This is a genomic window from Pseudonocardia sp., from assembly GCF_025465255.1.
Lineage (GTDB): Bacteria > Actinomycetota > Actinomycetes > Mycobacteriales > Pseudonocardiaceae > Pseudonocardia.
Genome location: NZ_JAODNI010000141.1, coordinates 1 through 26517, shown reverse-complemented (window position 1 = coordinate 26517; position 26517 = coordinate 1). Strand labels below are relative to the sequence as shown.

The following is a 26517-nucleotide window of genomic DNA, read 5'->3' as shown; positions in this document are numbered from 1 at the left end:
GCTAGGAAGCGGGGGCCTGGTCGTCCAGCTCCTGCCAGCGCTCGGCGGCGCGCCGGTCCCGGCCGGTCAGCCGGTCGAACCAGCCGGGCTGGCGGCCGATGGCATGCCCCGGCACCGGCTTCCCGGACCCGGAGGCGCCCGGGAGCAGCCGGGCGACCAGGGAGACCACCCGGAGCGAGGTCGACGGCGCGAGCGCGTGGAAGCGGACGCCGAGCTTCGCCAGGGGGGTCAGGATGATCTCCGGCCGACCGCGCAGCGCCGCCTCGACCAGCCGGCGAGCCGCGCGTTCGGCGTCCATGGACAGAACGGGCACGCTCGCCGCGGTCGTGAACCACTGCCGCTCGCGCTCGCGGTCACCGGCGAGCAGCGCGTTGCGGGTGGAACCGGTGCGCATCAGCCCGGGGACGCCGACGGTCACCGACACGCCCTGCCCGGCGGCCTCCACGCGGAGCCCCTCGGCGAACCCGACCTGCGCGTGCTTCGCCGCGGTGTACGGCAGCAGGTGCGGTGCGGGCAGCTTCCCGCCGACCGAGGTGATCGCGAGGACGCGTCCCCGGGACTGGCGCAGCAGCGGCATCGCGGCGAGCGTCGGGTGCAGGGCGCCCCAGAAGACGGCGTCCATGATCTGGGCGTAGTCCCGGGTCCCGAACTCCTCGGCGGGGCCCACCTGGATGATCCCGGCGTTGGTGACCAGGACGTCCAGCCGCCCGAACCGCTCCCGCGCGGCGGCCACGACGCGTTCGGCCTGCTCCTTCACCCCGACGTCCGCCGCGACGGTCTCGACGGCGCCGCCGTGCCCGCGCAGGTCTGCCGCCGCGTCGGCGAGGCCCTCCGCGGAGCGGGCACAGATCACGAGGTCGTGGCCGCGGTCGGCGAGCTCGCGGGCGATCAGGAAGCCCAGTCCGCGGCTGGCGCCGGTGACCAGCGCGACCGGTCGGGGGGAACGGTGGTTCGGATCGGTCATGGTGCGGGGTGCCCGTTGCGGCCCGGTTCATGCCCCACGCGGGCCGGGCGGGGCACCGACCGGCCCACCTGCACTCCCTACCGGCAGGAGGGCCGATCGGTTCGCGTTCCGCACCCGGGCGGTCCCGCAACCCCACGGAAGGACATCACGGACGCCCGGAATCGCGGCGGCGTCACCGTCGCGGCTCCTGTTCCTTTCAACGGCCGAGAGGAGCGGAAGAAACGCCCAGGGAATTGTCGGGTGCGGCGAACGGCGCAATGTCGGGCCCCTATCGCCTGCTCTGAACGGTCCTGCCGACACCGCAATTCGCGAATACCGGGGTGGCCGGGTCCGTCCGGCCCCGAGCCACCGGCGATCACCGGTCGTCGTCCTCGGGGACGTGGCCCTGCGCCGCGGGGACGTCGACCTGCGGGCCCCCCGGCACCTCGGCCATCGGCTCGTCGCCGCCGGCCTCGTCCTCGGTGACCTCGGAACCCTTCGGGGAGGCGATCTGCTCGTCGGTCCGGACGGAGCTCTGGTTGCTGTCTCGGTTGCCCATGACGGTCCCGTACCCGTTTCGCCGCCGGCTGATCCGGTCTCCGCCGCGTGGCGTCGCGGCCGGTACCGGCAGTCCGAAGCGGACCGCGACCCCGTCGCTGAACGCGACGTGGTCGGGTGGGCGGCGGGCGAGGTCGCCCAGCCCCGCGGCGGCGACCAGGCCGTCGTCCAGGTCGAGGAGCTCGGCTGTGCGCAGCGGCCACGGCGGGTGCGCGTTCGGGATGTACCGGGTCCGGTGGCCTCGGGCTACGTGCAGGCCCCAGCGTGCGGTGAGGAAGTGCTCGAGCGGGCCGCCGGCGGTCGGGGCGCCGACCCGGACCGCGACCCGGCTGTGCACCCCGACCCGGCGCAGCCGGGTCGTGTAGGCCCGCTCGTCGCCGTCGGCGCGAAAGCCCATCCGGGCCCAGCGGTACGGCAGCCCGAACACCGCGCGGGCCCCCGCCACCACCACGGCGCGGTCCGCGTCCAGGCTGAGGAAGACGATCCCGCGGCGCCCGGTGTCGTCGACCGAGTACAGCCGGACGTTGGTCTCGAGGAACGTGCCCGCCCACGGGACCGCCGGCCCGTGCGCGAACCCGGCCCCGACCATCCGGAACGGGATCAGCCCGACGTAGGTCCGGCCGTCGAGGACATCCGGCCGTACCCCGGGCGGGAACAACCGGGCCACCGAGCCGGGCTCGACCGCCCAGTGCAGGAACGCGACGTCGCGCCAGCTCTGCCGCATCAGGCGGGGAAGCGCGAGGGCGGGCGGTTCGGCGGTCACCGGCTCGGGGAGGGCCATCACCCCAGGATGCCCCGGTGACGGCCGCTCGGCGCCCCGGCGGGTGTCGGCCCGCGGAAGGCCGGGTAGCCCCGCCGCATGAAGCGATCAGAGGACGACGTGGCGGACGACGAGGGTATGGCGGCGGCCCGGGAAACCGGCGGCGAGCCGGGGGACCAGGAGGACGCCGACGGCGCCAGCACCACCGGCACGGCGCCGAACGAGGAGTACGTCGGGCGGGTCGCCGGGGACGACGAGGGCTACGCGGGGGAGACCGGCGCCGAGGCGCGCGCCGGGAACTGACCCCCGGCGCCGGTTCCGCCCAGGGTCCGTCCTAGCGCATCGTCTGGACCGGGAACCTCAGGGCGAACGGGTCCAGCCCCTTCGGCAGCGGCTCACCGCCCGACAGCTCGGCGGGGCCGGGTCCAGCTCCCTGAGCAGCACCGCGAGGAACGTGCTCGCGGTGAACAGGACGAGCTCCCGTCCCGGGCAGGCCGCCGGCCCGGCGCTGAACGGCACCAGGGACCAGTCCTCGTGCGCGCCGCCGTCCAGCCACTGCTCGGGGTGGAAGCGGTCGGCGTCGTCCCGGGTGCAATCGTCGCGGTGCAGGAACCAGGTCGGGATGATCATCGCCGTGCCCGCGGGCAGGGTGCTCTCGCCCCATGTGGTCGGCGCCGTCGTGTCCCGGAGCAACAGCGGCGTGGTGGGCCAGAGCCGGACGGACTCCAGGATCGCGGCCCGCAGCCGGGGCAGGTCCTGCGGCTCGGTCAGGTCCCGTTCGGCGATCTCGGCGCGGACCCGCGCGAGCTCGTCCGGGTACGCGGTGAGCAGGGCCAGCGCGCGGTACGCGACCGCGCCGGCCGGGTCGTAGGCGAAGAGCCACTGCGGGACCTGGTCGACGGGATCGGTCCGGCCGTCCGCCGGGATCCGGGCCATCATGGCTGCGAGGCTGCCGGGCTCGGCCCGGTCGAGGTGGGTGCGGACGGCGTTGCGGAAGCGGTCGCGCGGCCTGTTCGTGCAGCGGCTCCCCGGCATCGAGCACGGCCTCGTTGAACACCCGCCGCTCGGCCCGCAGGGAGCCGTGCGAGATCAGCACGCCGTGCGGCTGGAGGTGCCGCAGAGCGCCGCGCTTCTCCCGGTTGTCCGGGGCGAACGGGTCGGGCGATTCGGTGAGGATCCGCCGCACGTGCCCGGGATCCAGGACGAGCGCCGCGGGGCGGCCGGGGATGCGCAACCCGACCGGCCCGGGGCCGTAACGGTCCCGGACGTCCTGCAGCACCTCGACCCCGCGCCCGTCGGTGTCCAGCTTCCCGGCCAGGGCGACCACGCGGCGTCGTCGTGCGATGACGCCCTGCGCGACGATCGGGGCCAGCGCGAGGGTGAGCACGCGGGCGGTGTCGGTGGCGGTGGCGCGGGCCGGCTCGGTCGGTACGGGTCGGGTGCTCGTGTTCGGGGTCGCCATGCGGGGCACGTACCCGGACCGGTGATCGGCTACCGGCCCGGGTACGCGATCTCAGTCGCGCTCCCTCTTCCGCTCGTCGTCGCGTCCCTCGGGGCCGGCCCCGGGGAACGCCGTCGCCTGCGGCTCCGGCGGGGTCTCGTCGTTCGTCTCCCCCGGCGCGCCGGTGACGGTGGACTCCCGCAGCGCCTCCGCGACCAGGCCCTCGTCGTCGTCGCGCTTCCCGGTGTTCTCGCTCATGCAGGCTTATTGCCCCCGGGGCGGGCGTTCAATCCCCGCTCACGGCTGCAGCAGCACCTTGACCATCCCGTCCTCCTTCTTCTGGAACGTCGCGTAGGCCTGCGGGGCCGCGGCGAGCGGCAGCCGGTGCGTCGCGAAGTCCTGCGTGCCCAGGACGTCGGCGTCGTCGAGCAGCGGCAGGATGTCCGGCACCCAGCGGAGCACGTTCGCCTGGCCCATCCGCAGCTGGATCTGCTTGTCGAACATCGTGAGCATCGGCAGCGGGTCCGCGGTGCCGCCGTAGACGCCGGACAGCGAGATCGTGCCGCCGCGCCGGACCAGGTCGATCGCCGAGTACAGCGCCGCCAGACGGTCCGTCCCGGCGGTCTTCATCAGCGGCGCCGCGACGGCGTCGGGCAGGTAGCCGACGAGCTGGTGCGCGATCTTCCCCATCGGCGAGCCGTGCGCCTCCATCCCGACGGCGTCGATCACCGCGTCCGCGCCGCGCCCGCCGGTCAGCTCCCGCACGACCTCGCCGAGGTCCTTGCCGTGCTCGCGCAGGTCGACGACCTGCACGCCGTGCTTGCGGGCCCGGTCCAGCCGGGCCGGGACGAGGTCCACCCCGATGACCTGCTCGACGCCGCGGTGCTGCGCGATCCGGGTGGCCATGTCCCCGATCGGCCCCAGTCCCAGGACGACGAGGCTGCAGCCGGGCGCGACGTCGGCGTAGGCCACCGCCTGCCAGGCCGTGGGCAGGACGTCCGAGAGGTAGACGAAGCGGTCGTCCGGCGGGCCGTCCGGCACCTTGATCGGCAGCGTGTTGCCGAACGGGACCCGCAGGTACTCGGCCTGTCCACCCGGGACCTGGCCGTAGAGCTTGGTGTAGCCGAACAGCGCGGCGCCCATGCCCTGCTCGCGGACCTGACTGGTCTCGCACTGGGAGTGCAGGCCGGCCGAGCACATGAAGCAGGTGCCGCAGGAGACGTTGAACGGGATCACCACGCGGTCGCCCGCGCGGAGCTCGGTCACCCCGGCGCCGACCTCCTCGACGACGCCCATCGGCTCGTGGCCGAGGATGTCGCCCTCGTCGAGGAAGGGCCCGAGGACCTCGTAGAGGTGCAGGTCGGAGCCGCAGATCCCGGTCGAGGTGATCCGGACGATCACGTCCGTCGGGTCCTGGATGGTCGGGTCGGGGACGGTGTCCACGCGGACGTCGCGTTTGCCGTGCCAGGTCACTGCGCGCATCGAAAGCACTCCTCGTCAGGGATCCGGGTCGGTCGTGACGTTCCTCGATCACCCGTCCGGCAAACCGTCCGGCGGCCCCCGGCGTCGACGGACGGAAACCCGGGGCGCCGGTACCATCCCTGCGCGTCGGGGGCGTGGCGAGCGGAGGAATGGATGCCGCGCGCGACCGGTTCCTGGCCGGGCTCGAGCGTCGGCTGCAGCTGCTCGAGGACCCGGCCGAGATCATGGAGACCGTCGTCCGGCTCGGTGGGTTTGATCGACGCCGCCTCGGCTACCCGTCTCGCGGAAAGGTATGCACGTCGCACGACAGGGAGACCACGGATGACCGAACCGAACGGCGCGCCCAACCGGGCCGGGCTCACCAACCGGCAGGGCCACCCGGTCCACGACAACCAGAACCAGCGCACCGTCGGGCCGCGGGGCCCGGCGACCCTGGAGAACTACCAGTTCCTGGAGAAGATCAGCCACTTCGACCGGGAGCGGATCCCGGAGCGCGTGGTGCACGCGCGCGGCTTCCTCTCCTACGGCACGTTCACCGCCACCGGGAAGTGGGGGGACGAGCCGATCGCGAACTACACGCGCGCGAAGCTGTTCGCCGAGGAGGGCAAGCAGACCGACGTCGCGTTGCGCTTCTCGACCGTGATCGGGGGCCGGGACTCCTCCGAGGCGGCCCGGGACCCGCGCGGCTTCGCGGTCAAGTTCTACACCGAGGACGGCAACTGGGACCTCGTCGGCAACAACCTCGGGGTCTTCTTCATCCGGGACGCGATCAAGTTCCCGGACGTCATCCACTCGCTCAAGCCGGACCCCGTGACGTTCCGGCAGGAGCCGGCCCGGATCTTCGACTTCATGTCGCAGACCCCCGAGTCGATGCACATGCTGGTGAACCTCTTCAGCCCGCGCGGCATCCCCGCGGACTACCGCCACCAGCAGGGGTTCGGCGTGAACACCTACAGGTGGGTCAGCGCCCAGGGCGAGACGAAGCTCGTCAAGTACCACTTCATGCCGACGTGCGGCGTCGCCTCGATGACCGAGGAGGACGCGGCGGCGGTCCAGGCCGACGACCTGGGGCACGCGTCGAAGGACCTGTTCGACGCCATCGAGCGCGGCGACTACCCGGAGTGGGAGCTGCTCGTGCAGATGATGGACGACCACGACCACCCCGAGCTGGACTTCGACCCGCTCGACGACACCAAGGTCTGGCCGGAGGAGGTCTTCCCGCCGAAGAAGGTCGGGACGCTGCAGCTCAACCGCAACGTCGAGAACTTCTTCGCCGAGAACGAGCAGATCAGCTTCGGCACGGGCGTGCTCGTCGACGGGCTGGACTTCTCCGACGACAAGATGCTGGTCGGCCGGACCTTCTCCTACAGCGACACCCAGCGCTACCGCGTCGGCCCGAACTACCTGCAGCTGCCGGTGAACTCGCCGAAGAACGCGACGGTCGCGACCAACCAGCGCGACGGCCAGATGACGTACTTCGTGGACACCGGCGGGGAGAACCCGCACGTCAACTACGAACCGTCGACGATGGGCGGGCTCGCCGAGGCTCCGTACCCGCACGCCGACGAGCTGGGGCCGGTGCTCGAGGGCCGGCTGACCCGGGCGCGCATCCCGCGCACCAACGACTACGCCCAGCCCGGCGAGCGGTTCATGCTGATGCAGGACTGGGAGCGCGACGACCTGGTGGCGAACTTCGTCGCGAACATCGGCGAGGCCACGCCGGAGGTGCAGCGCCGGATGGTCTGGCACCTCTTCATGTGCGAGGACGAGCTGGGCCGCCGCGTCGGGGAGGGGCTCGGCATCACCGCCGACGACGTCCGCGACCTGCCGCCGCTGCCGAAGCAGACGCTCAACGAAGAGGAGCAGCACCGCCTCGAGAACCTCGGCAAGAACGGTTCCCGGGACGTCACCGGGCACACGATGACCCACTGCGTGCCGAACGAGCACCGCGCGGTCGCCACCGCGAGCTGACTCCGGCACCACACACGACGCGGCCGGCGGGACGATGTCCCGCCGGCCGCGTCGTGGGGCGGGGCCGGAATGGTCCGGCTTGCGAGTGGGGGGCATGGCCTACCTCGTTCGTGGACGTACGCCACGCTTCCGGCGGATGTGTTTCGATCTCCAGTGCTGCGCACGCAGTGTGCGGGCGGTCACCACTACCGCACCGCGGGATGAGCTCCAGGCCGGTCGCCCCGGTCCGGGGGGCCGAGAACTACCCGGCGTGTTCGTCACGGTGGGTCGGCGCCACGACCCCGTCGAACCCACGAGGGTCGTCGTCGGTGTCGGTTGACCCCAGCACCGTCAGCGGGGCATGGAGGAGTGTCATGGCCGACTTTCTGACCGACGTGCAGGTTCTCCGCGACCGGGCCCGGGCCGAGATCGACAAGGGCCCGGTGACGAGCGAGTACGGCGCCGACCTGGACCGGGTGCTCAGGGTGTTGCAGGAGGCCCTGGCCACCGAGATCGTGTGCGTCCTGCGCTACAAGCAGCACCAGTACGCGGCGAAGGGACTCGACGCCGAGCCGGTGGCGAAGGAGTTCGCCGAGCACGCGGGCGAGGAGCAGGAGCACGCCGACCGGCTGGCGGCCCGGATCGCCCAGCTGGGCGGCGTCCCGGACATGAATCCGGAGACGCTGACCGGGCGCTCGCACTCGCAGTACACGACCGCCGAACGCCTGATCGACATGATCAAGGAGAACCTCGTGGCGGAGCGCGTCGCGATCGCGTCCTACACCGAGATCATCAAGTGGATCGGTGACGGCGACGTCACCACCCGGCGGATCTTCGAGGAGATCCTCGAGGTCGAGGAGGAGCACGCCGACGACATGATCAATTTCTTGGAGCAGATGACCTAGGGAGCCGGGCACGGCGGCCGGGGCCGTGGCGAACCGGTCAGGCCGGCCGGCCCCCGCGCAGCAGCTCCGCCATCTCCGGCAGGTCGAAGAACTGCGCAACGGCCAGCGCGGACTGCCCGCCCGCCGTCGGGTCCGCACCGACCGCGAGCAATGCGACGACGGACTCGCGGGTGCGGCGGAACGTCGCCGCCCCCAGCGCGGTCTGCCCGCGGTCGTTGACCCGGCCCGGGTCGGCGCCGCGGGCCAGCAACGCCGCGACGGTCTCCGGGTGGCCGTGGTAGGCCGCGAGGATCAGCAGGGTGTCGCCCTTGTCGTTGGTCAGGTTCACCGGGCAGCCCCGCGTCGACGTTCGCGGCGAGCTCCTCGGTGCCGCCGTCGCGGGCGAGCTCGAACATCCGGTGCGAACGCCAGGGTCTCCTCGTCGGGCTCCATGTCCGGAACCCTACGAACGGGCGGGCCACCGCACATCTCGGACGGACCCGTCCGCGGCCGTCGTCCGAATTTCACCCGATCGGCCCGATTCGCCGTGCCGACGGCGGGCACCCCCGGTGGGACAGGCTCGTCCCGGCTCGAGGACGACGACCGCAGAACGATCGTCGGGCCGGGCGGTCCGGCGCGGGAGAGTGCGGCATGAGGCAGCAGGAACACCGGTACCCGTCAGGGCTCGTCGCGGTGGAGTGGGCGGCGGAGTGCGAGACGTGCGGGGCAGGCGTGACCGTCTTCCACCCCGGCCTGGCCCGCGGCTGGGAACGGACCCACGCCCGCTTCGGCTGCGACCGGCCGCTGCACATGGAGGAGACGGGCCGCGGCTGGGAGCCTGCGCCGCCGGTGCTCTACTGAGCTCTCTCCAACCCGGCCGGGTCAGGAGTCGCGTCGCTGCACGGTGACCACCGCAGCCCTGTGGTCACCGATCGCGAGTGCGCGGATCTCCGGGTCGCGCCCGGTGAGCCCGCCCAGCGCCAACAGGTGGTCGACCTGCAGCCGGGGCCGGTGGGCGGGGAAGGTCGGCCCGCGGACCAGCTCCTCCGCGCGCGGGTTCGGAACCGGCAACCTCGCCCGGCCCGGCGGGAGCCCGAGCACGTGCCGGCGCCGGACGGGGCGCCGGCAGAAGAGCCCGATCCCGTAGCGCGGGCCCGAGCGGTCGTCGTCCGGGCCGCGGAGCGCCGGGGGTTCGAGCGGCCGCCAGGACGCGGACGGGTCGGGCGTCCCGGCGACCGTCGCCGCGTCCCGCCAGGCGAGCGCCCCGAACGCTTCGGCCACCACTGCGGGCCGATCGACGTGGTGCGACCGGGGCTGCCCGGTGTCCAGCTCCTGGACGGACAGCACGTCCGCGTCGAGACCCGCGACGGCCGCGGCGAGCGATGGGGCGCCGACCGACCGGCCGAGGCGGTCTCGCCCGGCGGCGATGTTCACGGTCCCGACGCGCACGCCGTGAGCAGATCGCGGCCCGGCGAGCCGGCGGCCGTGTGCGTCCCGTGACGGAGGCATCGAGCGAATTGCCGCTTCCGTCGGTAGCGTCCGCCTCCGCGGCTCGTGATCGGACAGTGCCGCACCGCCCGGCCCCGAGAGGTGAGTGTGGACCTCGACCAGTGGTTCCTGACGACGCGGGAACGGGACAACGCTGCCTGCAGGCTGCCGGCCTGGTGCGCCGGTAACGACGTACGGCCGCTCGTCGACGGTGCGACGTACTTCGCGCGGCTCGCGGAGGAGGTCCCGGAGCTGGGGCGCGGGGACCAGCTCTTCTTCACGGACTGGCGCGGCGACGCCGACGAGCTGCTGACCCCCGACGGCCCCACGGTGGCCCAGCTGTTCGGCGATGCGGCGCGCCGCGGGGTCGTCGTCAAGGGACTCATGTGGCGCTCGCACTCCGACGAGCTGTCCTACAGCGAGGAGGAGAACCGCCGGCTCGGCGACGAGGTCCGCGAGGCCGGCGGCGAGGTGCTGCTGGACCAGCGCGTGCGCCGGGCGGGCTCGCACCACCAGAAGCTGGTCGTGCTGCGCCGGCCCGGCGACCCCGACCGCGACGTGGTGTTCGTCGGTGGCATCGACCTGTGCCACTCACGCCGGGACGACGCGAGGCACCTCGGGGACCCGCAGCCCGTGCCGATGGCGAAGGTGTACGGCGAGCACCCGCCGTGGCACGACGCCCAGCTCGAGGTGCGGGGTCCCGCCGTCGGGATGTTCGACGCGGTGTTCCGGGAGCGGTGGAACGACCCGCGCCCGCTCGACCTGCACTCGCCGATCGCCCGGATCCGCGACGCGCTCGACCGGGCGGACACGGTGGCTGAACCGCTCCCGGAGCAGGGGCCGGACCCGGAGCCCGCGGGCGAGATGTCCGTGCAGGCGCTGCGCACGTACCCGTCGACCCGGCCCGGCTACCCGTTCGCGCCGAAGGGGGAGCGGTCCGTGGCCCGCGGGTACGCGAAGGCCCTGCGGCGGGCCCGGCGGCTGGTCTACCTGCAGGACCAGTACATGTGGTCCCCGCACATCGCCCGCCTGCTCGCCGCCGCGTTGGAGCGGAGCCGGGACCTGCACGTCGTGGTGGTCGTCCCGCGGCATCCGGACGTCGACGGCCGGCTGGCGCTGCCGCCGAACCAGGTCGGCCGGCTCGAGGCGCTCGAGGTCTGCCGCCGGGCGGCGGCGGACCGGGTACACGTCTTCGACCTGGAGAGCCACTGCGGCACGCCCGTCTACGTGCACGCGAAGGTCGCCGTGATGGACGACGTGTGGGCGGCCGTCGGCAGCGCCAACCTCAACCGCCGCTCGTGGAGCCACGACAGCGAGCTGACCGCCGCGGTGCTGGACGAGCGGCCCGACGGGCGCGAGCCGGCCGATCCCGGCGGCCTCGGCGACGGGGCCCGCCGGTTCGCCCGGGACCTGCGCCTCGAGCTGATGCGCCACCACCTCGACCGCGGCCCCGGCGACGACGCCGACCTGGTGAGCCCGGAGGGCGCCGTCGCGGTCATGGAGTCCGCGGCCCGCGCGCTCGACGCCTGGCACGACGGCGGCCGGGCCGGGCCGCGGCCCCCGGGGCAGCTGCGCCCGCACCGGCCGGAGCACCTGCCGCTGCACACGAAGCTGTGGGCCGCACCCGTCTACCGCCTCGTCTACGACCCGGACGGGCGGCCGTGGCGGGACCGGCGCCGCAACCGCTGGTGAGGCGGGGGCGGTCGGGCCCGGAGGGTTGACCGGCACCGAAAACGGTGATCCCCCGGCACACGGCCGGTCCGGCCCGTCGAGAGGAACACCAGCCATGAGCACGCACGCGGAGAACGAGGAGCCGGGCGGCCTGTCCCCGGACCGTCCGGTCGTCGACGGGACGGAGACTTCGTCGAAGGAGCTCCGGGCCGAGGTGGAGCGCGAGGTCGAGGCCATGCAGGACGACCGGGTGCAGGAGATCGAGCAGGTCCGCGAGGAGCTCGGCGAGACCCTGGACGAGCTCACCTCGCGGCTCGACGTCCCGGCCCGGCTCCGCACCGCCGCACGGAAGGCCGGGGGCGCGGGCGCCGTGCGCGCCGCGGTCGCGGCGGCCGTCGTCGCGATCGTCGTGGCGGTGGTGGTCCGGCGGCGCCGCGCGGCGGAGCCCCGGTAGCGCGTCAGCGCGCCCGCCGGTCGTCGGAGCCGCGGACGGCCGGGAGACCGGCACGCCGCACGACGCGGGCGAACGGCACGGCCACGAGCCCCATCAGGACGCCTCCCACCAGCGCGGATCCGGGCAGCCCGAAGAACGCGAGGTGCGCGAGGACGGACGAGCCGTACACCCACAGGTACAGCGCGGCCGCCGGACCGGACGGGGGCGCACCGCCCGGGCGCCGCCCGAGCAGCCGGTCCAGCGCGGTGATCATCAGGACGGACACCACCAGCCAGCCGGCGTAGTTGCTCAGCGGGATGCCCGGGACGAGGGGCAGCGAGGGCGACGGGTGCGTCCACCGCCAGTGCCCGGCGTCGACCATCTGCGGGTCGAGGAAGACGTCCCAGGCCGCGAGCGCGATCCCGCCGACCGCGGCGATCGATGCCGGTGACGCCACCAGCGTCCGGCCCACGACGAGCGCCGGCCAGGCCATCATGATCCACGCCAGCGGCACGATCACCGGGACGTCGAACAGCTCCGCGCCGAGGGTGCCGGTGTAGGCGTAGGCGCCGAACGGGAGGCCGGTGGCCACGCCCACGGCCTCCGCCGCGAGGCCGCCGCCCCCGGCCACGACGAGCAGGACCACGGTGCCGCGGGCCCCGTGCAGGCGGGTGGCGTCGATGAGCGACGCCGCCGCGAAGATCACCACGGACACCACGGTCGGCACGACGAGCAGCGCCCCCGGGGTCAGCGGGTACAGGATCTGGGTCAGCACCGCCGCGCCGACCAGCGTCCACGCCGTCCGGTCGAGCCGGCCGCGGCGCAGGGCGGGGGAGCGACGGAGCATGGCGGAACCCTTCGGCGCGGCGTACCCGGTGACCCGGCACACCGCAAGGTCCCCGTCCGGGGCGCGCCGAAACCCCCTCGTTTCCCCGTGTGGCCCGGGTTCGGCGCGATCGTCGTCGCCGCGCCGCCGGAGCCGTTCCCGTCTAGTATCTGCCGCGATGATCGAGTCGTGGACGGCCCGGATCGTGCGCCGCGCGGTGCGGGCCGGGGCCGGCCTCGCCGTGGCCGGGACCCTCCACGAGCTGCTCAACCTCCGCCGCCTCCGGGTCCCGCCGGCCGCTCCGCCGCCCGTCCGGGAGCGCGTGTCCGTGCTCGTCCCCGCCCGCGACGAGGCGCACCGGATCGCGCCGACCGTCCGCTCGCTCCTCGCCCAGACGGGCGTGCCGAACCTGGAGGTGCTCGTCCTCGACGACGGCTCCACGGACGGCACGGCCGCGCTGGTCGAGCACGTCGCCGGGGCCGATCCCCGCCTGCGGGTCCTGCGGGGCGCACCACCGCCCGTGGGCGTCCTGGGCAAACCGCACGCGTGCGCGCAGCTCGCCGCCGCCGCGACCGGCCGGATACTGGTGTTCGTCGACGCGGACGTCGTGCTCGCGCCGCGGGCCGTCGCCGCCGCGGTGGCCGTCCTGCGCGACGGTGGGTTCGCGCTGCTCTGCCCGTGGCCCCGCCAGCTCGCCGACGGCCCGGCCACCCGCCTGGTGCAGCCGCTCCTGGCCTGGTCGTGGCTGGTGAGCCTGCCGCTGGGGGTGGCCGAGCGGTCCCGGCGGCCCTCGCTGGTCGCGGCCAACGGCCAGTTCCTCCTGGTCGACTCCGGCGCGCTCGCCGCCGCCGGCGGGTTCGGGGCCGTGGCCGGGGAGGTCCTGGACGACCTCGCGCTCGCCCGGGCCGTCCGCCGGGCGGGCGGGCGGACCGGCGTCGCGGACGGCTCCCGCATCGCCACCTGCCGGATGTACGACGGCTGGGCTGAACTCGCCGCCGGGTACCGGAAGTCCCTGTGGAGGGCGTTCGGCGGCCCCGGCGCGTCGGCCGCCGTGGCGGCGCTGCTGGCGCTGGTCTACGTCGTCCCGGCGCTGGCCGCGCTGCGCGGGTCCCGGGCCGGGCTGCTCGGGTACGGCGCCGGCGTCGTCGGCCGGGTGCTCGCGGCGCGCCGCACCGGGGGACGGGTGTGGCCGGACGCGGCCGCGCACCCGGTCTCGGTCCTGACGCTGCTGGGCCTGCTCGCATCGTCCTGGGCCGGGCGGCGCGCGGGCACGCTGACTTGGAAGGGGCGCGCCCTGTGAGGACGGTGGACCGGTGAGGACGGTGGACCGGTGAGCCGGGTGATCGTGATCGGCGCCGGGGTCGGCGGCCTCGCCGCGGCGGCCCGGCTGGCGGCGCAGGGCCACGCCGTCGCGGTGCACGAACGTGCCGCGACGCACGGCGGCAAGCTCGGCACCTACGAGCGGGACGGCTTCGCCTTCGACACCGGCCCGTCCCTGCTCACCCTCCCGCGGGTGCTCGACGAGCTCTTCGCGGACACCGGCGGACCGGCCGGGCTGGAGGTCGTGCCCGTCGACCCGGTCTGCGTGTACCGGTTCGCCGACGGGACGCGGCTGGACATGCCGCACGACCCCGCGGAGGTCCCGGCCGCCCTCGACGCGGCGCTGGGGCCCGGTTCCGGGGCGGCGTGGGAGGCGCTGTACCGGCGCTCCGGCCGGCTCTGGGACCTCGTCGGCGACGCCGTGCTGCGCCGGCCGTTCGACGGGCCGCGGGACCTGCTCCGGCTGTCCCGACGGCTCCGTGACCTGCGGGTGGTCGCCCCGTGGCGCTCGCTCGCCGGGCTGGGCCGGGCCGCCCTGCCGGACCCGCGGCTGCGCACCTGGTTCAACCGGTACGCGACCTACTCGGGCTCCGATCCGCGGCGCACCCCGTCCGTCCTGTCCGTGACGCCGTACGTGGAGCAGCGGTTCGGCGCCTGGTACGTCCGGGGCGGGCTCCGCACGGTGGGCGACGCGCTGCTCGCCCGCTGCCGGGACCTCGGCGTCGAGGTGCACCTCGGCTCCGAGGTCGCCGAGGTCCGCACCGAGCGCGGGCGCGCGACAGGGGTGCGGCTCGCCGACGGCACCGCGCTGGGCGCGGACCTCGTGGTCTGCAACGCGGACGCCTCGGTCCTCTACGGCCGCCTGCTGACCGGGCCGGAGGCCGCACGGCCGCGGCGGGCCCTGCGCCGGGCGTCGCGCTCGCTCGCGGGGTTCGTGCTCCTGCTCGCCCTCGACGGCCGCGTCCCCGGGCCCGCGCACCGCGTCTGGTTCCCGGCGGACCACGACGCCGAGTTCGACGCGACCCTGGGCCGGCGGCCCGCGCCCGTCGCCGACCCGACGATCTACGTGCACGCCCCGGACGACCCCGCGCTCCGCCCCGACGACGCGTCGGAGGGCTGGTTCGTGCTGGTCAACGCCCCGCCGCACGATCCCGGCAGGGGCGTGGACTGGGACGCGCCCGGGCTCCGCGAGCGGTACGCGGACCACGTCCTCGCGACGCTGGCCGTGCGGGGAGAGGACGTCCGGGACCGGCTGCGGTGGCGGGAGATCCGCACCCCCGCCGACCTCGAGCGGGACACCGGCGCGCCGGGCGGCGCGATCTACGGGACGGCCTCGCACGGCGCGCGGGCGGCGATGCTCCGCCCCGCCAACCGCTCGCCGGTCGACGGCCTCTACCTGGTCGGCGGCTCAGCGCATCCCGGGGGCGGGCTCCCGCTGGTGCTGCTCTCGGCGGGGATCGTGGCCGGCCTCATCGGCCCGGCCCGTCACCACCCGGACCACCGTGACCCGGACCACCGTGACCCGGACCACCGCGACCACTACCGAAGTGGGGCGGCACGGTCCGTGCCACCGCCACGACCAGCTGCGTGAGCCCCACCGCGGCCAGCGCGGCCCACAGGAGCGCGCACACCGCTGCCCAGCCCCAGCCGGTCCACGGCGCCCCCGCGGGGAACGTGCCCGCGCCGAGCGCCGCGACCGCCACGACGATCACCCGCGTCGGCCGCTCGGCCACCGTGACCGCGCCGACACCGGGCATGCCGACGGACTGGGCCCGGGCCCGCACGTACTCGTGCAGCATCACCAGGGCGGCGATCCCGGCGCACAGCGGCAGCGGGGCCCCGAGCGCGCCGAGGACCCCGACGAGCAGCAGGTCCCCGACCCGGTCCGCGGCCGCGTCGACCACCGCGCCGAGCGGGCGCGCGGTACCGGTGCGCAGCGCGACCGCGCCGTCGAGCCCGTCGAGGATCCCGGCCAGCACCACGAGCGCGGCCGCGAGCAGCGGACACCTGCCCCCGGCCGCCGCGACGGGCCACGCCCCCGCGGCGACGAGGACCCCGGCCAACGACAGGACGTCCGGCGGCACCCGGGAGACCGGCCCGGTGGACGCGAGCCCCTGGACGAGACGGATCCAGCCGCGCGCGGGGCCGCCCGGGGTCAGGTCCCCGTGCAGCTCGGCCCAGCCCCGCAGCCCGTCGCCCCGGCCCGTCCCCGGCACGGCTCAGCGCCGGGCGAGCAGGAGCGCCACGTTGACCGCGGACCACAGTGCCGCGACCCCGACGGCCTTCTTCCTGGCCGCCGACGGCAGCGACGAGAGCCCGAAGACGACGGCGTCGCCGGCGTCCGAGGCGGCCCGCACCGGGAGTGCCAGCCGCTGCGCCGGGCCCCGGGGTGTGAGCGCGAGGGCCAGCCCGGACGTGGTGTCGCGGTCCCCGACGGTCCGCACGAGCACGGCGACGCCCGTGGACGAGCCGAGTGCCGTGGGATCGGACAACACCCGTGGGCGGACGAGCGTCGTGATCGCGTAGGCGGCCGTGGCGACGCCGACGCCGCGGGTGGCGCGGTCGAGCACGACGTCCCTCGTCGATCTGGGGTCCGGTCGGCGGGCGGTGGTCTGCAGCAGTCCCACCTGGGCATCCTCTCGTGGCGGCCGACGGCCTACGCCCCGGCTCTCTCCGGGACCTGGTTCCCATTGGCCGCTCCTTCGACACCCGGGGGTGTAGAGCGCCCCGTCAGTGGGTCTCCTCCCGACGGCGCGGGCGGTGCGGCCCGCCGCGAGTCCAGGAGGTCCTCATGCGTACTCCCGACCGGGTCCAGCTCGCCGTCGAGACGCCGTCGGCGGGGTTCCGCCTGATCAGGGTGGCCGGCGCGCTCGGGGTCGAGGCGGCCGCGCGGCTGGTCCGGCTGGCGGACATGCAGCTGCAGGTGCTGGGGGTCGTCGGCGTCGCGCGGCACACCGTCTGCCACCTGCTGGTCGACCTGGCCGGGGTCGGGCACTTCGGGCCCGGGGCCGTCGAGACGCTCCGGCACGTCCGGCACACCGCGGCCCGGGCCGGGATCGGCGTCCACCTCACTGGCTGCGCGGGCCGGCTGACGCTGCTGCCCGTCCGGGTCCGGCAGGTGCTCACCGAGTTCAGCACCTTCCCGTCGGTCGAGGAGGCCGTCGCCGAGCTGGGGTCGGACGACGCCGCCGCCGACTGGGGAGCCCGTGTGGAAAAGGTTCGGCCGGATCGGGTGTGAACCGGCCCCCGCGCGGCTATCCCTCGGCGACCGAGCACCACCGCACGACGAGAGGAACCCCGTGTCGGGTCGAAACACCATCATCCGGAGCCTGAACGACCTGGGCCTCGCCGCCTGGTTCGGCGGTTCCCTGGCCGGGGCGGTCGGGATCAACGGCGCCGCGGCGGAGCTGCCCGAACGCACCCGCCGGCTGCACGTCGCCAACTCCGGGTGGGCGCGCTGGACGCCCGTCAACTTCGCCGCCATCGGCGCCCACCTGGCGGGGTCGGCCGGCCTGCTGCTGGCGAACAAGGGCCGGGTGGCGACACAGCGCGGGGTGGGCGTGACGAGCGTCCTCAAGACGGGACTGACCGCCGCCGCCCTCGGCGCCACCGCCTACACCGGCGTGCTGGGCAAGAAGCTCGACGGGGCCGGGGACGTGCCCGTCGAGGGCGCGACCGAGCCCGCCGTGGACACGACGCCGGAGGTCGCGGCGACCCAGCGGCAGCTCAAGGCGGCGCAGTGGGTGATCCCGGCCCTGACCGCGGCGCTGGTCGTCGTCAACGCCGTGCACGGCGAGCAGCAGCGGCCGAGCCAGGCGCTGCCGGGCATCCTCGCCAAGCCGGGCCGGCTGATCGGGGCCCTCACCTAGCCCGCCGGCCGGGACGTGACCGAACAGGACGGAGACGGCCCGGCTCGGTCGCCCCGCGGGGTGCTGCGTGACCTGGGGCCCTCCTTCCCGGTCAGCGACGTGGCGCTCTGGGCCGCCGGGGCGTCGTTCTTCGCGCTGCTCGGCGTCGTCCCGATCACGTTGATCGGGCTGCGGGTCGCCGCGGCGCTGATCGGTCCCGACGCCGTCGCCGCGGGGATGGCGACGGCGATCGGCGGGCTACCGGGCGGGCACGGCACGCCCTCGGCCCTCCGCACCCTGACGGCGACGGCGCTGAACCTGTCCTGGCTGCAGACCGTCGTGGCGCTGTTCCCCGCCAGCCTCTACGGGGAGGGGCTGCGGCGGGCGTTCCTGCAGCTCTCGCCGCGCCGCTCCGAGCGGCTGACCGGCTGGCGCGGGCGGGTCGGGGTGCTTCCCGTCGTCGCCCTCGCCCCGCTCCTCGTGCTCGCCGTGCTGGCGTCCGCGCCCGTCGCCGCTCCCCTCTACGCCGCGGGCGGGAGGAGCCTGCTGCTCGGCGTCCTGATCGCGTTCCACGTCGTGTGGATCGGGGTGTCGGTGGCGCTCGTGCTCGTGTACCGGCTCGTCGCGGCGGGCCGGGTCGGCCTGCGGGCGCTGCTGTGGGGCGGCTTCGGGACCGGGTCCTTCCTCGCCGGGTTCCTGCAGGGCTTCCTGCTGTTCCTCGCGATCCCGGTCGAGTGGTCACTGCCGTTCGGCGGGCTGCCCGTCTTCGGCGCGGTGGCCGCGCTCGCCCTGTGGCTCTACCTCGTGCACGTGCTGGTGCTCGTCGGCTACCGGCTCACCCTCGTGCTCGACGGGCGATCCGCAGGCCGGGACCGTCCGGCCGCGGCGTGACCGGCAGCCCGGCGAACAGCCCGCGCTGCGGCACGCCCAGGACCTCCTCGGGTCGGGCGCCCGCCTCGGCCAGGACGTCGTTGGCGGCGAGCACCCCGGACATCGACGCCCGCTCCATCAGCCCGGCCAGGTAGGGCAGCTCCACGAAGTCTCCGGCGATCCGCACGCCGCGCGCGTCCGTCCGCACCCCGGGCCGGCCGCCCGCTCCGCCGGGCGGGAAGGCCGGTGCCGTCGCCTCCTGGCGTTCCTGCAGGTGGACGACGCCGGCGTCGGCGGTCTCCGGCCAGAGCGCGGCGAGCTCGGCGCGCATCCGGGCGGTGGCCGACGCCGCGTCCGGCGCCCCGCACGAGTACGAGTGCAGCTCGACGACCGACCCGCCGGTCCGGGCCGCCCACTCGGCCGACGGGCGCTCCAGCCGGGAGTAGACCGTGATCGAGTCCAGCGTCTCCTCCCCGCTCACCGCGCTGAACCTCGCGCGCTCCGGCGCGACGTCGCGGTCCAGCCAGAGCCGGGTGACGGCGAACGGGGGCGCCACCCGCAGCGCTGCGCACTGCGCGGCCAGCCGGGGCGCCGTCGCCGCCGTCCGGGGGGACGCGGCCAGCAGCGCCGACAGCGCGCCCGGATCGAGGGCGAGGACCACGTTGCGAGTGGTCACGGTCTCGCCGCCGAGTGCGAGCCGCCAGCCGTGGCCGTCCGGTTCGAGGCGCTCCACCCGGACGCCCGTCCGGACCTCGGCGCCGTGCTTCTCGAGCACCCGGGTGAAGGGGTCCCAGAGGCAGGTCAGGTGGTCCGTGACCGGCGCGTCGAACCCGATGCCCTCCGGGTTGCCGAGGAAGTAGTAGTGGAACATCGCGACCAGCTCGGCTGCCGAGAGCTCGGCCTGGTTGCAGAAGAACGATCGCGCGAAGGCCTCGAACAGCATCTGCCGGGCCCGCTCGGACATACCCATCCGCGCGAGGAACTCCGCCGCGGTGACGTCGTCGAACTGGGCGGTGGTCGTGGCGCGGTCGTAGCTGAGCAGGCCGAGCCCGGCTGCCGAGTCCGCGCCCGAGAGGTCCCGCAGCCCGAGGCTGGGGGAGCGGGCCAGCAGGGCCAGCAGGTTGAGCGGGGGCGCCGCCGGCAGCCCGGTCAGGTCCTCGGCGGGCCACCGCCGGGAGACGACCGGGTAGCCGCCCACCGGGGCCAGGAAGCCCAGCTCGGGGTCGATCCGGCGGAGCACGGACCGCCACGTGTAGTAGTGCCGGAAGAACGCGTGGAACCCGTGCTCGACGACCTGTTCGGTGCCGTCGGGCAGGGTGTGCGGCCACGCCCCGAGGCGCCCGCCCAGCGTCGGCGCGGCCTCCAGCAGCGTGACCCGGACGCCGCGCTCGGCGAGCACGACGGCGGCGCTGACGCCCGCGACCCCCGCCCCGACGACGACGGCCTCGGTGCCCGCCGGCACGTCGCGGGGGAGCGCGGGATCCGCCGTCACCAGGCGTCTCGGCCGCATCCGGAGGGGAGCGGCCCGGCTGCGCAGTTCGTCGACCACCGGACGAGCCTAAGCACGCCCGGCATGATCCGCCCCTCGACGACTGTCCTCCTCCCGCCGGAGTCCTACGGATCCACCGCGAGGTCCGCCCGCCGGCGCCGGTCGAGCCGGTTCATGATCGGCCCGGCCGCGACGCCGTGCGCGACGACGGACACGATCACCACCAGCCCCGCGGCCGCCCACACCTCGTCGGCGCCGGGGAACGCGGCCTGGCTCGTGGCGTACGCGAGGTAGTAGAACGACCCGATCCCGCGGATGCCGAACGCGGAGATCGCCGCCCGTTCCCCGCGGGAACCCCGGCCGCCGAGGAGCGCGAGCCACGCGCACAGCGGCCGCACGACCAGGACGACGGCGATCGCGACGGCCACGGCCTGCCAGGTCAGCGCGTCCAGCAGCCCGCGCGCCACCGTCCCGCCGAAGAGCACGAGCAGCAGCACGGTGAGCAGCCGCTCGATCTGCTCGACGAAGTCGTGCAGGACCTGGTGGTACTCGTGGCCCCGCTCGGTGGCCCGGAGGCTGCGCGCGCAGAGGAAGACCGCCAGGAAGCCGTAGCCGCCGGCCACCTCGGTCAGCCCGTAGGCGAGGAACGTGGCCGCGAGCGCCACGAACCCCTCGGCCTGCGAGGCGAGGTGCCACTTCTCGGACCGGCTGCGGAAGAACAGCGCCCCGAGCGCGCGGCCGACCACGATCCCGCCGACGACCCCGACGGCGAGCTTGACCAGCACGTCCTGCAGGGCCCAGTCCCCGATCCAGCCGGCGAGGCCCGTGCCGGCCGCGGCCATGGCGATCGCGGCGTAGACGAACGGGAAGGCCAGGGCGTCGTTCAAGCCGGCCTCCGACGTCAGCGCGAAGCGGACCTCGTCCTCGCCCTCGGCGTGCCCGCCCGGATCGCCGACCTGGACGTCGGAGGCGAGCACCGGGTCCGTCGGGGCGAGGGACGAGCCGAGCAGCAGGGCCGCCGCCGGCACGAGGCCGGCCCACCACCAGCCGAGCAGCGCCGTCGCCGCGATGGTGAGCGGCATGGCGATCGCGAGCAGACGCCACGTCGAGGACCAGGAGCGCCGGCCGAGCGGCCGGTCGAGCTTCAGCCCGGCGCCCATCAGCGCGACGATCACGCCGATCTCGGTGAGGTGCTCCGCCGCGGCCGGATGGGCCAGCGGATCCGGGTCCGGCAGGTCCGGGAACACCGCGAAGACGGCGACGCCCAGGGCGAGGAACACGATCGGCATCGAGAGCGGCCGGTTCGCCAGCAGCCGCGGCAGCAGGGCCGCCATCAGTGCGCCGAGGCCGACGAGGGCGAAGGTCAGGTCGAGGACGTCCACTGATTCCGTTCGAAAGTGGGGTTCGGGGGTTCCTGTCCGGATCCGGTCGGACGTTCCCCGCCGCCGTCCCGCTCAATCCTCGATCGGGGTGTCGGCACACCCCCGCAGCGGGTACCGCCGGAAATGACCGCTTACGGCTGGCATGCCTCGCACGAGCAGATACCCCCGACCGCGCTGCTCGAGGCGGCCCGGCGGGCGGAGCAGGCCGGGTTCGAGGCCGCGATGTCGTCGGACCACTTCTCGCCGTGGAGCGCGCGGCAGGGGCAGTCCGCGTTCGCGTGGTCGTGGCTGGGCGCCGCCCTGCAGGCGACCTCGCTGCCGTTCGGTGTGGTCACCGCGCCCGGCCAGCGCTACCACCCGGCGATCCTCGCCCAGGCGATCGGCACGCTCGGCGCGATGTACCCGGGCCGGTTCTGGGCGGCCCTCGGGACGGGCGAGGCGAGCAACGAGCACATCACCGGGGACCGGTGGCCGCGCAAGGCCGTCCGGAACGCCCGGCTGCGCGAGTGCGTCGACGTGATCCGGGCCCTCCTGCGCGGCGAGGAGGTCAGCCACGACGGGCTCGTCCGGGTCGACCGGGCCCGGGTGTGGACCCGGCCGGAGGAGCCGCCGCCGCTGGTCGGGGCGGCAGTCAGCGTGCCGACCGCGCGCCGGTGTGCCGAGTGGGCGGACGGGCTGATCACCGTCAACGCCCCGCCCGCGCACCTGCGCGCGATGATCGACGCCTACCGCGACGCGGGCGGGCGCGGGCGGCTGCACCTGCAGGTGCACGTCAGCTGGGCGCGCGAGGAGGAGGCGGCCGAGACGATCGCGCTCGAGCAGTGGCGCAGCAACGTCTTCCCGCCCCCGGCCTGCTGGGACATCGACACCGCCGAGACCTTCGACGCGGTGTCGGAATACGTCCCGATCGAGCAGGTCCGCGGGTCCGTGCAGATCTCGAGCGACCTCGGCCGGCACACCGCGTGGCTCGCGCAGTTCGCCGGGCTGGGCTTCGACGAGATCGCGCTGCACCACGTGGGCCAGGAACAGGACGCGTTCATCGATGCCTTCGGTTCGAAGGTCCTGCCCCAGCTGAAGGCGGCGGCGTGAGGCCGACCCGGACCTCGGACCTGTGGTGGAAGAACGCCGTCGTCGTCCACCGCCTGGACGTCGAGACCTTCGCCGACGGGAACGGCGACGGCTGCGGGGACTTCCGCGGGGTCGACGCGGTGCCGTTCCTGCTCGAGACCGCGGGCCAGGACGACGCGGGCGCACTCCCGGACCCGCCCGACTACCTCGCCGGCCTGGCCGCGTTCCTGCGCCGGCGCAACGGCGAGGCGGTGCTGCTGGGGGAGGTCGACCTCCCGTACCGGACACGATGCCGTTCTTCGGCGCCCGGGACGGCGCGGGCTCCACCGACGAGCTGACCATGTGCTTCGACTTCGTGGGCATGCAGGAGACGTACCTGTCGCTGGCCCGGGCGGACGCGGAGCCGCTCGCGAACGCGCTGCGTTACCGGCCGGACCCGCCCGAGGACGGGCACCGGGCGACGTTCGTGCGCAACCACGACGAGCTCACGCTGGACAAGCTCACCGACGGCCAGCGCGCGGAGGTGTTCGCCGCGTTCGGCCCGGACGAGGACATGCAGCTCTACGGCCGCGGCCTGCGCCTGCGCCGGCGCCTGCCCTCGATGCTCGACGGGGACGAGCGCCGGATCCGCATGGTCTACAGCCTGCTCTTCGCCCTGCCGGGCACGCCGGTGCTGTTCTACGGCGAGGAGATCGGGATGGTCGAGGACCTGAGCCTGCCCGGCCGCTTCGCCGTGCGCTCCGACATGGACTGGGCGGCGGCGCGGGAGCAGACCCGCGAGCCGGGTGCGCTGCTGTCCTGGGTGCGGCTGCTCGTCGACAGCTACCGCGCCTGCCCCGAGCTCGCCTGGGGGAGCTACACCGTGCCGGATCCCGGGCCCGGTGCGCGCCCCGTGCTCGCCCACCGCTGCGACGCCGACGGGTCCACAGTGGTCGCCCTGCACAACCTGGCCGACGCCGAGGTCCGGGCTGCGCCGGTGCTGGCCGGCCCGCCCGGCGCCGAGCTCGTCGACGTGCTCGATCCCGCGGCGAAACCGGTGCGGCTCGACGAGGAGGGGCGGGCCGCGCTCGTCCTGGCGCCCTACGGGTGTCGCTGGCTACGGACGGCCTGAGAGTCCAGTCTGTACCCGAACGTGCGGATCGGACGGCGTGCGGTCGCGCGTGGACCGGGGTAGACCGGGCGGGGGACGACCGAGCCGGGTCGACCGAGCCGGGGAGGTGCGACATGGGGGAGCCGCTGCCCGAGCCCGTCCGCCCGATGCTGGCCGTCGCCGGCCCGCCGCCGGTGGGCGAGGGCTGGGCGTTCGAGTTCAAGTGGGACGGGGTACGCGCCGTGGTCGCCGTCTCCGGCGACGCGGTGCGGTTCACCAGCCGCAACGGCAACGACGTCACCGCGGGCTATCCGGAGCTCGTCGCGAGCCTGCGCAGCGACCGGCCGTTGCTGCTCGACGGGGAGATCGTCGCTGCGGACGCGGCGGGGCGTCCGGACTTCGGGCTGTTGCAGCAGCGCATGCACGTCCGCGCGCCGTCCGAGCGGCTGATCGCGGACGTCCCGGTCTCGCTGTACCTGTTCGACCTCCTGGCCGAGGGCGAGCGCTCGCTGCTGCACGAGCCGTACGACGCGCGTCGGGCCCGGCTCGCGGAGCTGGGGTTGGAGGACACGCCGCTGGTGTCCGTGCCGCCCGCGTCCACCGACCTGACCGGCACGCAGCTGCTGGAGATCGCCCGGGGCCACGGCCTGGAGGGGATCGTGGCGAAGCGCCGCAACGCCCCCTACGAGCCGGGGCGGCGCTCCCCGGTGTGGACCAAGACGGCGCTGCTGACCACCCAGGAGGTCGTCCTGGGCGGGTGGAGCCCCGGGGAGGGCCGGCGGACGTCGACGCTCGGGTCGCTGCTGATCGGGGCCCGGGACGACGAGGGCCTCCTGCGGTTCCTCGGCCACGTCGGCACCGGCTTCACCGAGGAGATGCTGCACGCGCTGCTGGAACGGCTGGAGCCGTTGCGCCGCAAGGACAGCCCGTTCGACGAGACCGTGCCGCGTGAACACGCCCGGCGCGCGCGGTGGGTCGAGCCGCGGCTGGTCGGCGAGGTCGAGTACCGGACGCTGACCCACGACGGCCGGCTGCGGCACGCCGTGTGGCGCGGGTTGCGCCCGGACAGGGACCCCGAGGAGATCCGGATCGCCTTCCCGCCGGGTGCCGCCCCGCCGCCCGTCACCCGGACCCGCGCCGGAGCCGCCGCGGAGGCCCGAGCCCGCACCCCGCCCTCCGCGGAGCCCGAGCGCTCCGGGCGGGCCGACCGCGCCGCCACCGACGACGAGCTGGCCGCCCTCGACGCCCTCGACGGCAAGGGCAGCTGGCGGATCGCCGGCCGGGACGTCGCGCTGACGAACCTGGACAAGGTCCTCTTCCCCGGCCGGGACGGCGAACCGCCGGTGACCAAGCGCGAGCTGATCCGCTATCAGGCGGTCGTCGCCCCGTACGCGCTGCCCTACCTCGCGGACCGGCCGGTGAACCTGCACCGCTTCCCGGACGGCGTCGATCGCCCGGGGTTCTGGCAGAAGGAGGTCCCGGACCACGCCCCGGAGTGGCTGCGGCGCTGGCGCAACCCGGACGCGAGGCCGGGGGAGTCGCAGGTCTACGCCGTCGTCGACAGCACGGCGGCGCTCGTGTGGACGGCGAACCACGGCGCCGTCGAGCTGCACCCGTGGACCTCGGCGCTGCCGGACGTGCGGCAGCCCACCTGGGCGTTGATCGACATCGATCCCGGGCCGCGGAACCGGTTCGACGACGTGCTGGTCCTCGCCCGGCTCTTCCGCACGGCGTTGGAGCACCTGGACGTCGACGCCGCGCCGAAGGTGACCGGGCAGCGGGGGATCCAGATCTGGGTGCCGGTGGAGCCCGGGTACACCTTCGCGGACACCCGCGGCTGGGTGGAGAAGCTGTCCCGCGCCGTCGGCCGGATCGTGCCGGAGCTGGTGTCGTGGGAGTGGTACACGGACCGCCGGCAGGGCCTGGCGCGGCTGGACTACACGCAGAACGCGATCAACAAGACCCTCGTCGCGCCGTTCAGCCCGCGACCGCGGCCCGGAGCGCCGGTGTCGATGCCGATCACCTGGGCCGAGCTGGACGACCCGGACCTGCGCCCGGACCGGTGGACCCTGCGGACGGCGCCCGCGCGGCTCCGCGACGCGGGCGACCCGCTCGCGCCGCTGCGAGGCAGGCCGCAGCGGCTACCGCCCCTCTGACACGCCCACCCGCCGGGCCAGGAAGGCCGAGACCTCGGCGGCGACCAGCCGGGGGTGCGTCGACAGGACCATGTGCCCGCCGGCCGCCACGGTGACCGCCGAACCGTCGCGAGGCAGGCGCGCCAGGGCGGCCACCCAGTCCGCCGGGGCGATGCGGTCGTGGAGCCCGCGCAGCACCAGCACGGGGCAGCGGACCGAGCCGAGCGAGTCCTCGATGCGGCACCGGCGGAAGGCGTCGAGCGTGCGCGCCATCGCCACCGGCCCGGTGTTCCGGTAGTCGTGCACGAGCCGCGGGATCTGCCCCGGCCGCTCGTGGGCGGCGGTCCGCACCCACCGGGTGGCGAGACCGGGCCAGGTCCACCCGCGCGGATCCGTGGTCGGGCCGACGAGCACGAGGCCGGCGACCCGTTCCGGCTCCCGAGCCGCGACCTCCGCGACGAGCTGGCAGCTCGCCGAATGTCCGACCAGGACCACCGGATCGCCGGGACCCCGTCCCCGCAGTGCGTCGAGCAGGCGGTCCACCTGGGCGGCCAACCCGATCGCCAGGCCGCGCGGCGCGGGCAACCCGAAGCCGGGCAGCTCGACGACCGTCGTCGGCCCGGCGGTGGGGAGTGCGCGGAACAGCCGCTGCGGGATCTCGGCGGACAGACCGAGCCCCGGCACGGCGACGACCGGCCGGGCCCCGGTCACCACGGTGGTCGGTGACGGGGCCCGGCCGGGGCCGTCATCCAGGCGAGTTCTCCCTGACCGTGCCGGCGGAGTCGGTGGCCTGGTTCTTGACCTGTTCGGCGGCGGAGCGGCTTTCCGCGGCGACGGTCTGTCCGGCGTCGGTGGTGGTGGACCTGACTTGGTCGACGG

At 75.1% G+C, this 26517-nt stretch carries 27 protein-coding genes and 1 pseudogene; 15 read left to right on the top strand and 13 right to left on the bottom strand.

The annotated features are described in order from the left end of the window. Position 1: 1 nt before the first annotated feature. Together JWP64_RS17065 and JWP64_RS17060 are read right to left on the bottom strand one after the other, a co-directional pair. Entirely contained in the window at positions 2-964 is a 963-nt protein-coding gene (locus JWP64_RS17065; RefSeq protein ID WP_297497969.1) for an SDR family NAD(P)-dependent oxidoreductase, read from the bottom strand. Positions 965-1319: 355 nt separating this feature from the next. Further along, positions 1320-2282 carry a DUF2071 domain-containing protein gene (locus tag JWP64_RS17060; protein WP_297497966.1) on the bottom strand — a complete coding sequence of 321 codons (963 nt, stop codon included), beginning with the start codon at positions 2280-2282 and terminating at the stop codon, positions 1320-1322. Between the two features lie 78 nt (positions 2283-2360). Between JWP64_RS17060 and JWP64_RS17055 the strand changes: the two genes are divergently transcribed. Continuing rightward, on the top strand, positions 2361-2564 hold the full coding sequence (locus tag JWP64_RS17055) for a hypothetical protein (protein ID WP_297497964.1): 204 nt from the start codon (positions 2361-2363) through the stop codon (positions 2562-2564). Between the two features lie 57 nt (positions 2565-2621). On the opposite strand, the gene JWP64_RS17050 is transcribed toward JWP64_RS17055, so the two are convergent. The 3 genes from JWP64_RS17050 to JWP64_RS17040 all read right to left on the bottom strand — a co-directional run bounded on the left by JWP64_RS17050 (position 2622) and on the right by JWP64_RS17040 (position 5184). Next, positions 2622-3296, bottom strand: coding sequence for a cytochrome P450 (locus tag JWP64_RS17050; protein ID WP_297497961.1), 675 nt, complete (start codon positions 3294-3296; stop codon positions 2622-2624). Between the two features lie 478 nt (positions 3297-3774). Then, on the bottom strand, positions 3775-3960 hold the full coding sequence (locus JWP64_RS17045) for a hypothetical protein (protein WP_297497958.1): 186 nt from the start codon (positions 3958-3960) through the stop codon (positions 3775-3777). Between the two features lie 39 nt (positions 3961-3999). Next, positions 4000-5184, bottom strand: a complete 1185-nt coding sequence (locus tag JWP64_RS17040) for a zinc-dependent alcohol dehydrogenase (protein WP_297497955.1) — start codon at positions 5182-5184, stop codon at positions 4000-4002. A 321-nt stretch (positions 5185-5505) separates the two neighbouring features. Here JWP64_RS17040 and JWP64_RS17035 point away from each other — a divergent pair, with 321 nt between their 5' ends. Next, a complete protein-coding gene (locus JWP64_RS17035) occupies positions 5506-7155 on the top strand; it encodes a catalase (protein ID WP_297497952.1) in 1650 nt (549 codons plus the stop codon). A gap of 353 nt (positions 7156-7508) precedes the next feature. Beyond that, the gene (locus JWP64_RS17030) at positions 7509-8039 is read left to right on the top strand and encodes a ferritin-like domain-containing protein (RefSeq protein WP_297497949.1); all 531 of its coding nucleotides are present in this window, start codon (positions 7509-7511) and stop codon (positions 8037-8039) included. Positions 8040-8076: 37 nt separating this feature from the next. Here the strand turns inward: JWP64_RS17030 and JWP64_RS17025 are convergent, their stop codons facing one another. Continuing rightward, positions 8077-8367 (bottom strand): ankyrin repeat domain-containing protein, encoded by a 291-nt coding sequence (locus JWP64_RS17025; protein ID WP_366890108.1) that lies wholly within the window; start codon positions 8365-8367, stop codon positions 8077-8079. A 302-nt stretch (positions 8368-8669) separates the two neighbouring features. On the opposite strand from JWP64_RS17025, the gene JWP64_RS17020 reads away from it, so the two are divergent. Beyond that, positions 8670-8879: a hypothetical protein gene (locus JWP64_RS17020; protein WP_297497947.1), complete on the top strand. Its 210-nt coding sequence runs from the start codon at positions 8670-8672 to the stop codon at positions 8877-8879. Between the two features lie 21 nt (positions 8880-8900). Here the strand turns inward: JWP64_RS17020 and JWP64_RS17015 are convergent, their stop codons facing one another. Continuing rightward, the gene (locus tag JWP64_RS17015) at positions 8901-9467 is read right to left on the bottom strand and encodes a hypothetical protein (protein ID WP_297497944.1); all 567 of its coding nucleotides are present in this window, start codon (positions 9465-9467) and stop codon (positions 8901-8903) included. A gap of 147 nt (positions 9468-9614) precedes the next feature. On the opposite strand from JWP64_RS17015, the gene JWP64_RS17010 reads away from it, so the two are divergent. Next, positions 9615-11198 carry a phospholipase D family protein gene (locus JWP64_RS17010; RefSeq protein WP_297497941.1) on the top strand — a complete coding sequence of 528 codons (1584 nt, stop codon included), beginning with the start codon at positions 9615-9617 and terminating at the stop codon, positions 11196-11198. A 94-nt stretch (positions 11199-11292) separates the two neighbouring features. After that, entirely contained in the window at positions 11293-11631 is a 339-nt protein-coding gene (locus tag JWP64_RS17005; protein WP_297497938.1) for a DUF3618 domain-containing protein, read from the top strand. A gap of 4 nt (positions 11632-11635) precedes the next feature. Here JWP64_RS17005 and JWP64_RS17000 read toward each other — a convergent pair whose 3' ends face one another. Continuing rightward, positions 11636-12457, bottom strand: coding sequence for a carotenoid biosynthesis protein (locus JWP64_RS17000; RefSeq protein WP_297497936.1), 822 nt, complete (start codon positions 12455-12457; stop codon positions 11636-11638). A gap of 157 nt (positions 12458-12614) precedes the next feature. Between JWP64_RS17000 and JWP64_RS16995 the strand changes: the two genes are divergently transcribed. Together JWP64_RS16995 and crtI are read left to right on the top strand one after the other, a co-directional pair. Further along, positions 12615-13736 carry a glycosyltransferase family A protein gene (locus tag JWP64_RS16995; RefSeq protein WP_297497934.1) on the top strand — a complete coding sequence of 374 codons (1122 nt, stop codon included), beginning with the start codon at positions 12615-12617 and terminating at the stop codon, positions 13734-13736. Positions 13737-13766: 30 nt separating this feature from the next. After that, positions 13767-15347: an NAD(P)/FAD-dependent oxidoreductase gene (gene crtI, locus JWP64_RS16990; RefSeq protein WP_297497931.1), complete on the top strand. Its 1581-nt coding sequence runs from the start codon at positions 13767-13769 to the stop codon at positions 15345-15347. 121 nt (positions 15348-15468) lie between these two features. Here crtI and JWP64_RS31565 read toward each other — a convergent pair. Next, positions 15469-15840 (bottom strand): annotated as a pseudogene (locus JWP64_RS31565) (CDP-alcohol phosphatidyltransferase family protein); the annotation flags it as partial. Between the two features lie 135 nt (positions 15841-15975). Further along, positions 15976-16383 carry a hypothetical protein gene (locus tag JWP64_RS16980; protein WP_297497929.1) on the bottom strand — a complete coding sequence of 136 codons (408 nt, stop codon included), beginning with the start codon at positions 16381-16383 and terminating at the stop codon, positions 15976-15978. Between the two features lie 164 nt (positions 16384-16547). On the opposite strand from JWP64_RS16980, the gene JWP64_RS16975 reads away from it, so the two are divergent. The 3 genes from JWP64_RS16975 (at position 16548) to JWP64_RS16965 (ending at position 18495) form a co-directional block, all read left to right on the top strand. Then, the gene (locus JWP64_RS16975; RefSeq protein ID WP_297497926.1) at positions 16548-16994 is read left to right on the top strand and encodes an STAS domain-containing protein; all 447 of its coding nucleotides are present in this window, start codon (positions 16548-16550) and stop codon (positions 16992-16994) included. 61 nt (positions 16995-17055) lie between these two features. Then, the gene (locus JWP64_RS16970; protein WP_297497923.1) at positions 17056-17625 is read left to right on the top strand and encodes a hypothetical protein; all 570 of its coding nucleotides are present in this window, start codon (positions 17056-17058) and stop codon (positions 17623-17625) included. A gap of 15 nt (positions 17626-17640) precedes the next feature. Next, positions 17641-18495: a YhjD/YihY/BrkB family envelope integrity protein gene (locus JWP64_RS16965; protein ID WP_297497920.1), complete on the top strand. Its 855-nt coding sequence runs from the start codon at positions 17641-17643 to the stop codon at positions 18493-18495. Here JWP64_RS16965 and JWP64_RS16960 read toward each other — a convergent pair. Together JWP64_RS16960 and JWP64_RS16955 are read right to left on the bottom strand one after the other, a co-directional pair. Next, on the bottom strand, positions 18440-20023 hold the full coding sequence (locus tag JWP64_RS16960) for an FAD-dependent oxidoreductase (RefSeq protein WP_297497917.1): 1584 nt from the start codon (positions 20021-20023) through the stop codon (positions 18440-18442). The two genes, JWP64_RS16965 and JWP64_RS16960, sit on opposite strands and share 56 nt — an antisense overlap. A 65-nt stretch (positions 20024-20088) precedes the next feature. Then, positions 20089-21345 carry a cation:proton antiporter gene (locus JWP64_RS16955; protein WP_297497913.1) on the bottom strand — a complete coding sequence of 419 codons (1257 nt, stop codon included), beginning with the start codon at positions 21343-21345 and terminating at the stop codon, positions 20089-20091. Between the two features lie 123 nt (positions 21346-21468). On the opposite strand from JWP64_RS16955, the gene JWP64_RS16950 reads away from it, so the two are divergent. The 4 genes from JWP64_RS16950 to ligD all read left to right on the top strand — a co-directional run bounded on the left by JWP64_RS16950 (position 21469) and on the right by ligD (position 25659). Continuing rightward, complete coding sequence (locus JWP64_RS16950; RefSeq protein WP_297497910.1) at positions 21469-22434, top strand: TIGR03885 family FMN-dependent LLM class oxidoreductase; 966 nt, start codon at positions 21469-21471, stop codon at positions 22432-22434. After that, on the top strand, positions 22431-22751 hold the full coding sequence (locus JWP64_RS16945) for a hypothetical protein (RefSeq protein ID WP_297497907.1): 321 nt from the start codon (positions 22431-22433) through the stop codon (positions 22749-22751). Before JWP64_RS16950 ends, JWP64_RS16945 begins: the two co-directional genes overlap by 4 nt. Continuing rightward, positions 22703-23524 (top strand): hypothetical protein, encoded by an 822-nt coding sequence (locus JWP64_RS16940; RefSeq protein ID WP_297497904.1) that lies wholly within the window; start codon positions 22703-22705, stop codon positions 23522-23524. The genes JWP64_RS16945 and JWP64_RS16940 overlap by 49 nt, the downstream gene beginning before the upstream one ends. Positions 23525-23637: 113 nt before the next feature. Beyond that, entirely contained in the window at positions 23638-25659 is a 2022-nt protein-coding gene (gene ligD / locus JWP64_RS16935) for a DNA ligase D (protein WP_297497900.1), read from the top strand. Here the strand turns inward: ligD and JWP64_RS16930 are convergent. Further along, a complete protein-coding gene (locus JWP64_RS16930) occupies positions 25645-26349 on the bottom strand; it encodes an alpha/beta fold hydrolase (RefSeq protein ID WP_297497897.1) in 705 nt (234 codons plus the stop codon). The genes ligD and JWP64_RS16930 overlap by 15 nt on opposite strands. Positions 26350-26517 lie beyond the last annotated feature (168 nt).

Bases quoted from the DNA above. Each gene is read 5' to 3' on its own strand.
- JWP64_RS17065 (WP_297497969.1), bottom strand. From the start codon at position 964: ATGACCGATCCGAACCACCGTTCCCCCCGACCGGTCGCGCTGGTCACC.
- JWP64_RS17060 (WP_297497966.1), bottom strand. From the start codon at position 2,282: ATGGCCCTCCCCGAGCCGGTGACCGCCGAACCGCCCGCCCTCGCGCTT.
- JWP64_RS17055 (WP_297497964.1), top strand. From the start codon at position 2,361: ATGAAGCGATCAGAGGACGACGTGGCGGACGACGAGGGTATGGCGGCG.
- JWP64_RS17050 (WP_297497961.1), bottom strand. From the start codon at position 3,296: ATGCCGGGGAGCCGCTGCACGAACAGGCCGCGCGACCGCTTCCGCAAC.
- JWP64_RS17045 (WP_297497958.1), bottom strand. From the start codon at position 3,960: ATGAGCGAGAACACCGGGAAGCGCGACGACGACGAGGGCCTGGTCGCG.
- JWP64_RS17040 (WP_297497955.1), bottom strand. From the start codon at position 5,184: ATGCGCGCAGTGACCTGGCACGGCAAACGCGACGTCCGCGTGGACACC.
- JWP64_RS17035 (WP_297497952.1), top strand. From the start codon at position 5,506: ATGACCGAACCGAACGGCGCGCCCAACCGGGCCGGGCTCACCAACCGG.
- JWP64_RS17030 (WP_297497949.1), top strand. From the start codon at position 7,509: ATGGCCGACTTTCTGACCGACGTGCAGGTTCTCCGCGACCGGGCCCGG.
- JWP64_RS17020 (WP_297497947.1), top strand. From the start codon at position 8,670: ATGAGGCAGCAGGAACACCGGTACCCGTCAGGGCTCGTCGCGGTGGAG.
- JWP64_RS17005 (WP_297497938.1), top strand. From the start codon at position 11,293: ATGAGCACGCACGCGGAGAACGAGGAGCCGGGCGGCCTGTCCCCGGAC.
- JWP64_RS17000 (WP_297497936.1), bottom strand. From the start codon at position 12,457: ATGCTCCGTCGCTCCCCCGCCCTGCGCCGCGGCCGGCTCGACCGGACG.
- JWP64_RS16995 (WP_297497934.1), top strand. From the start codon at position 12,615: ATGATCGAGTCGTGGACGGCCCGGATCGTGCGCCGCGCGGTGCGGGCC.
- JWP64_RS16975 (WP_297497926.1), top strand. From the start codon at position 16,548: ATGCGTACTCCCGACCGGGTCCAGCTCGCCGTCGAGACGCCGTCGGCG.
- JWP64_RS16950 (WP_297497910.1), top strand. From the start codon at position 21,469: ATGACCGCTTACGGCTGGCATGCCTCGCACGAGCAGATACCCCCGACC.
- JWP64_RS16940 (WP_297497904.1), top strand. From the start codon at position 22,703: ATGCCGTTCTTCGGCGCCCGGGACGGCGCGGGCTCCACCGACGAGCTG.
- ligD (WP_297497900.1), top strand. From the start codon at position 23,638: ATGGGGGAGCCGCTGCCCGAGCCCGTCCGCCCGATGCTGGCCGTCGCC.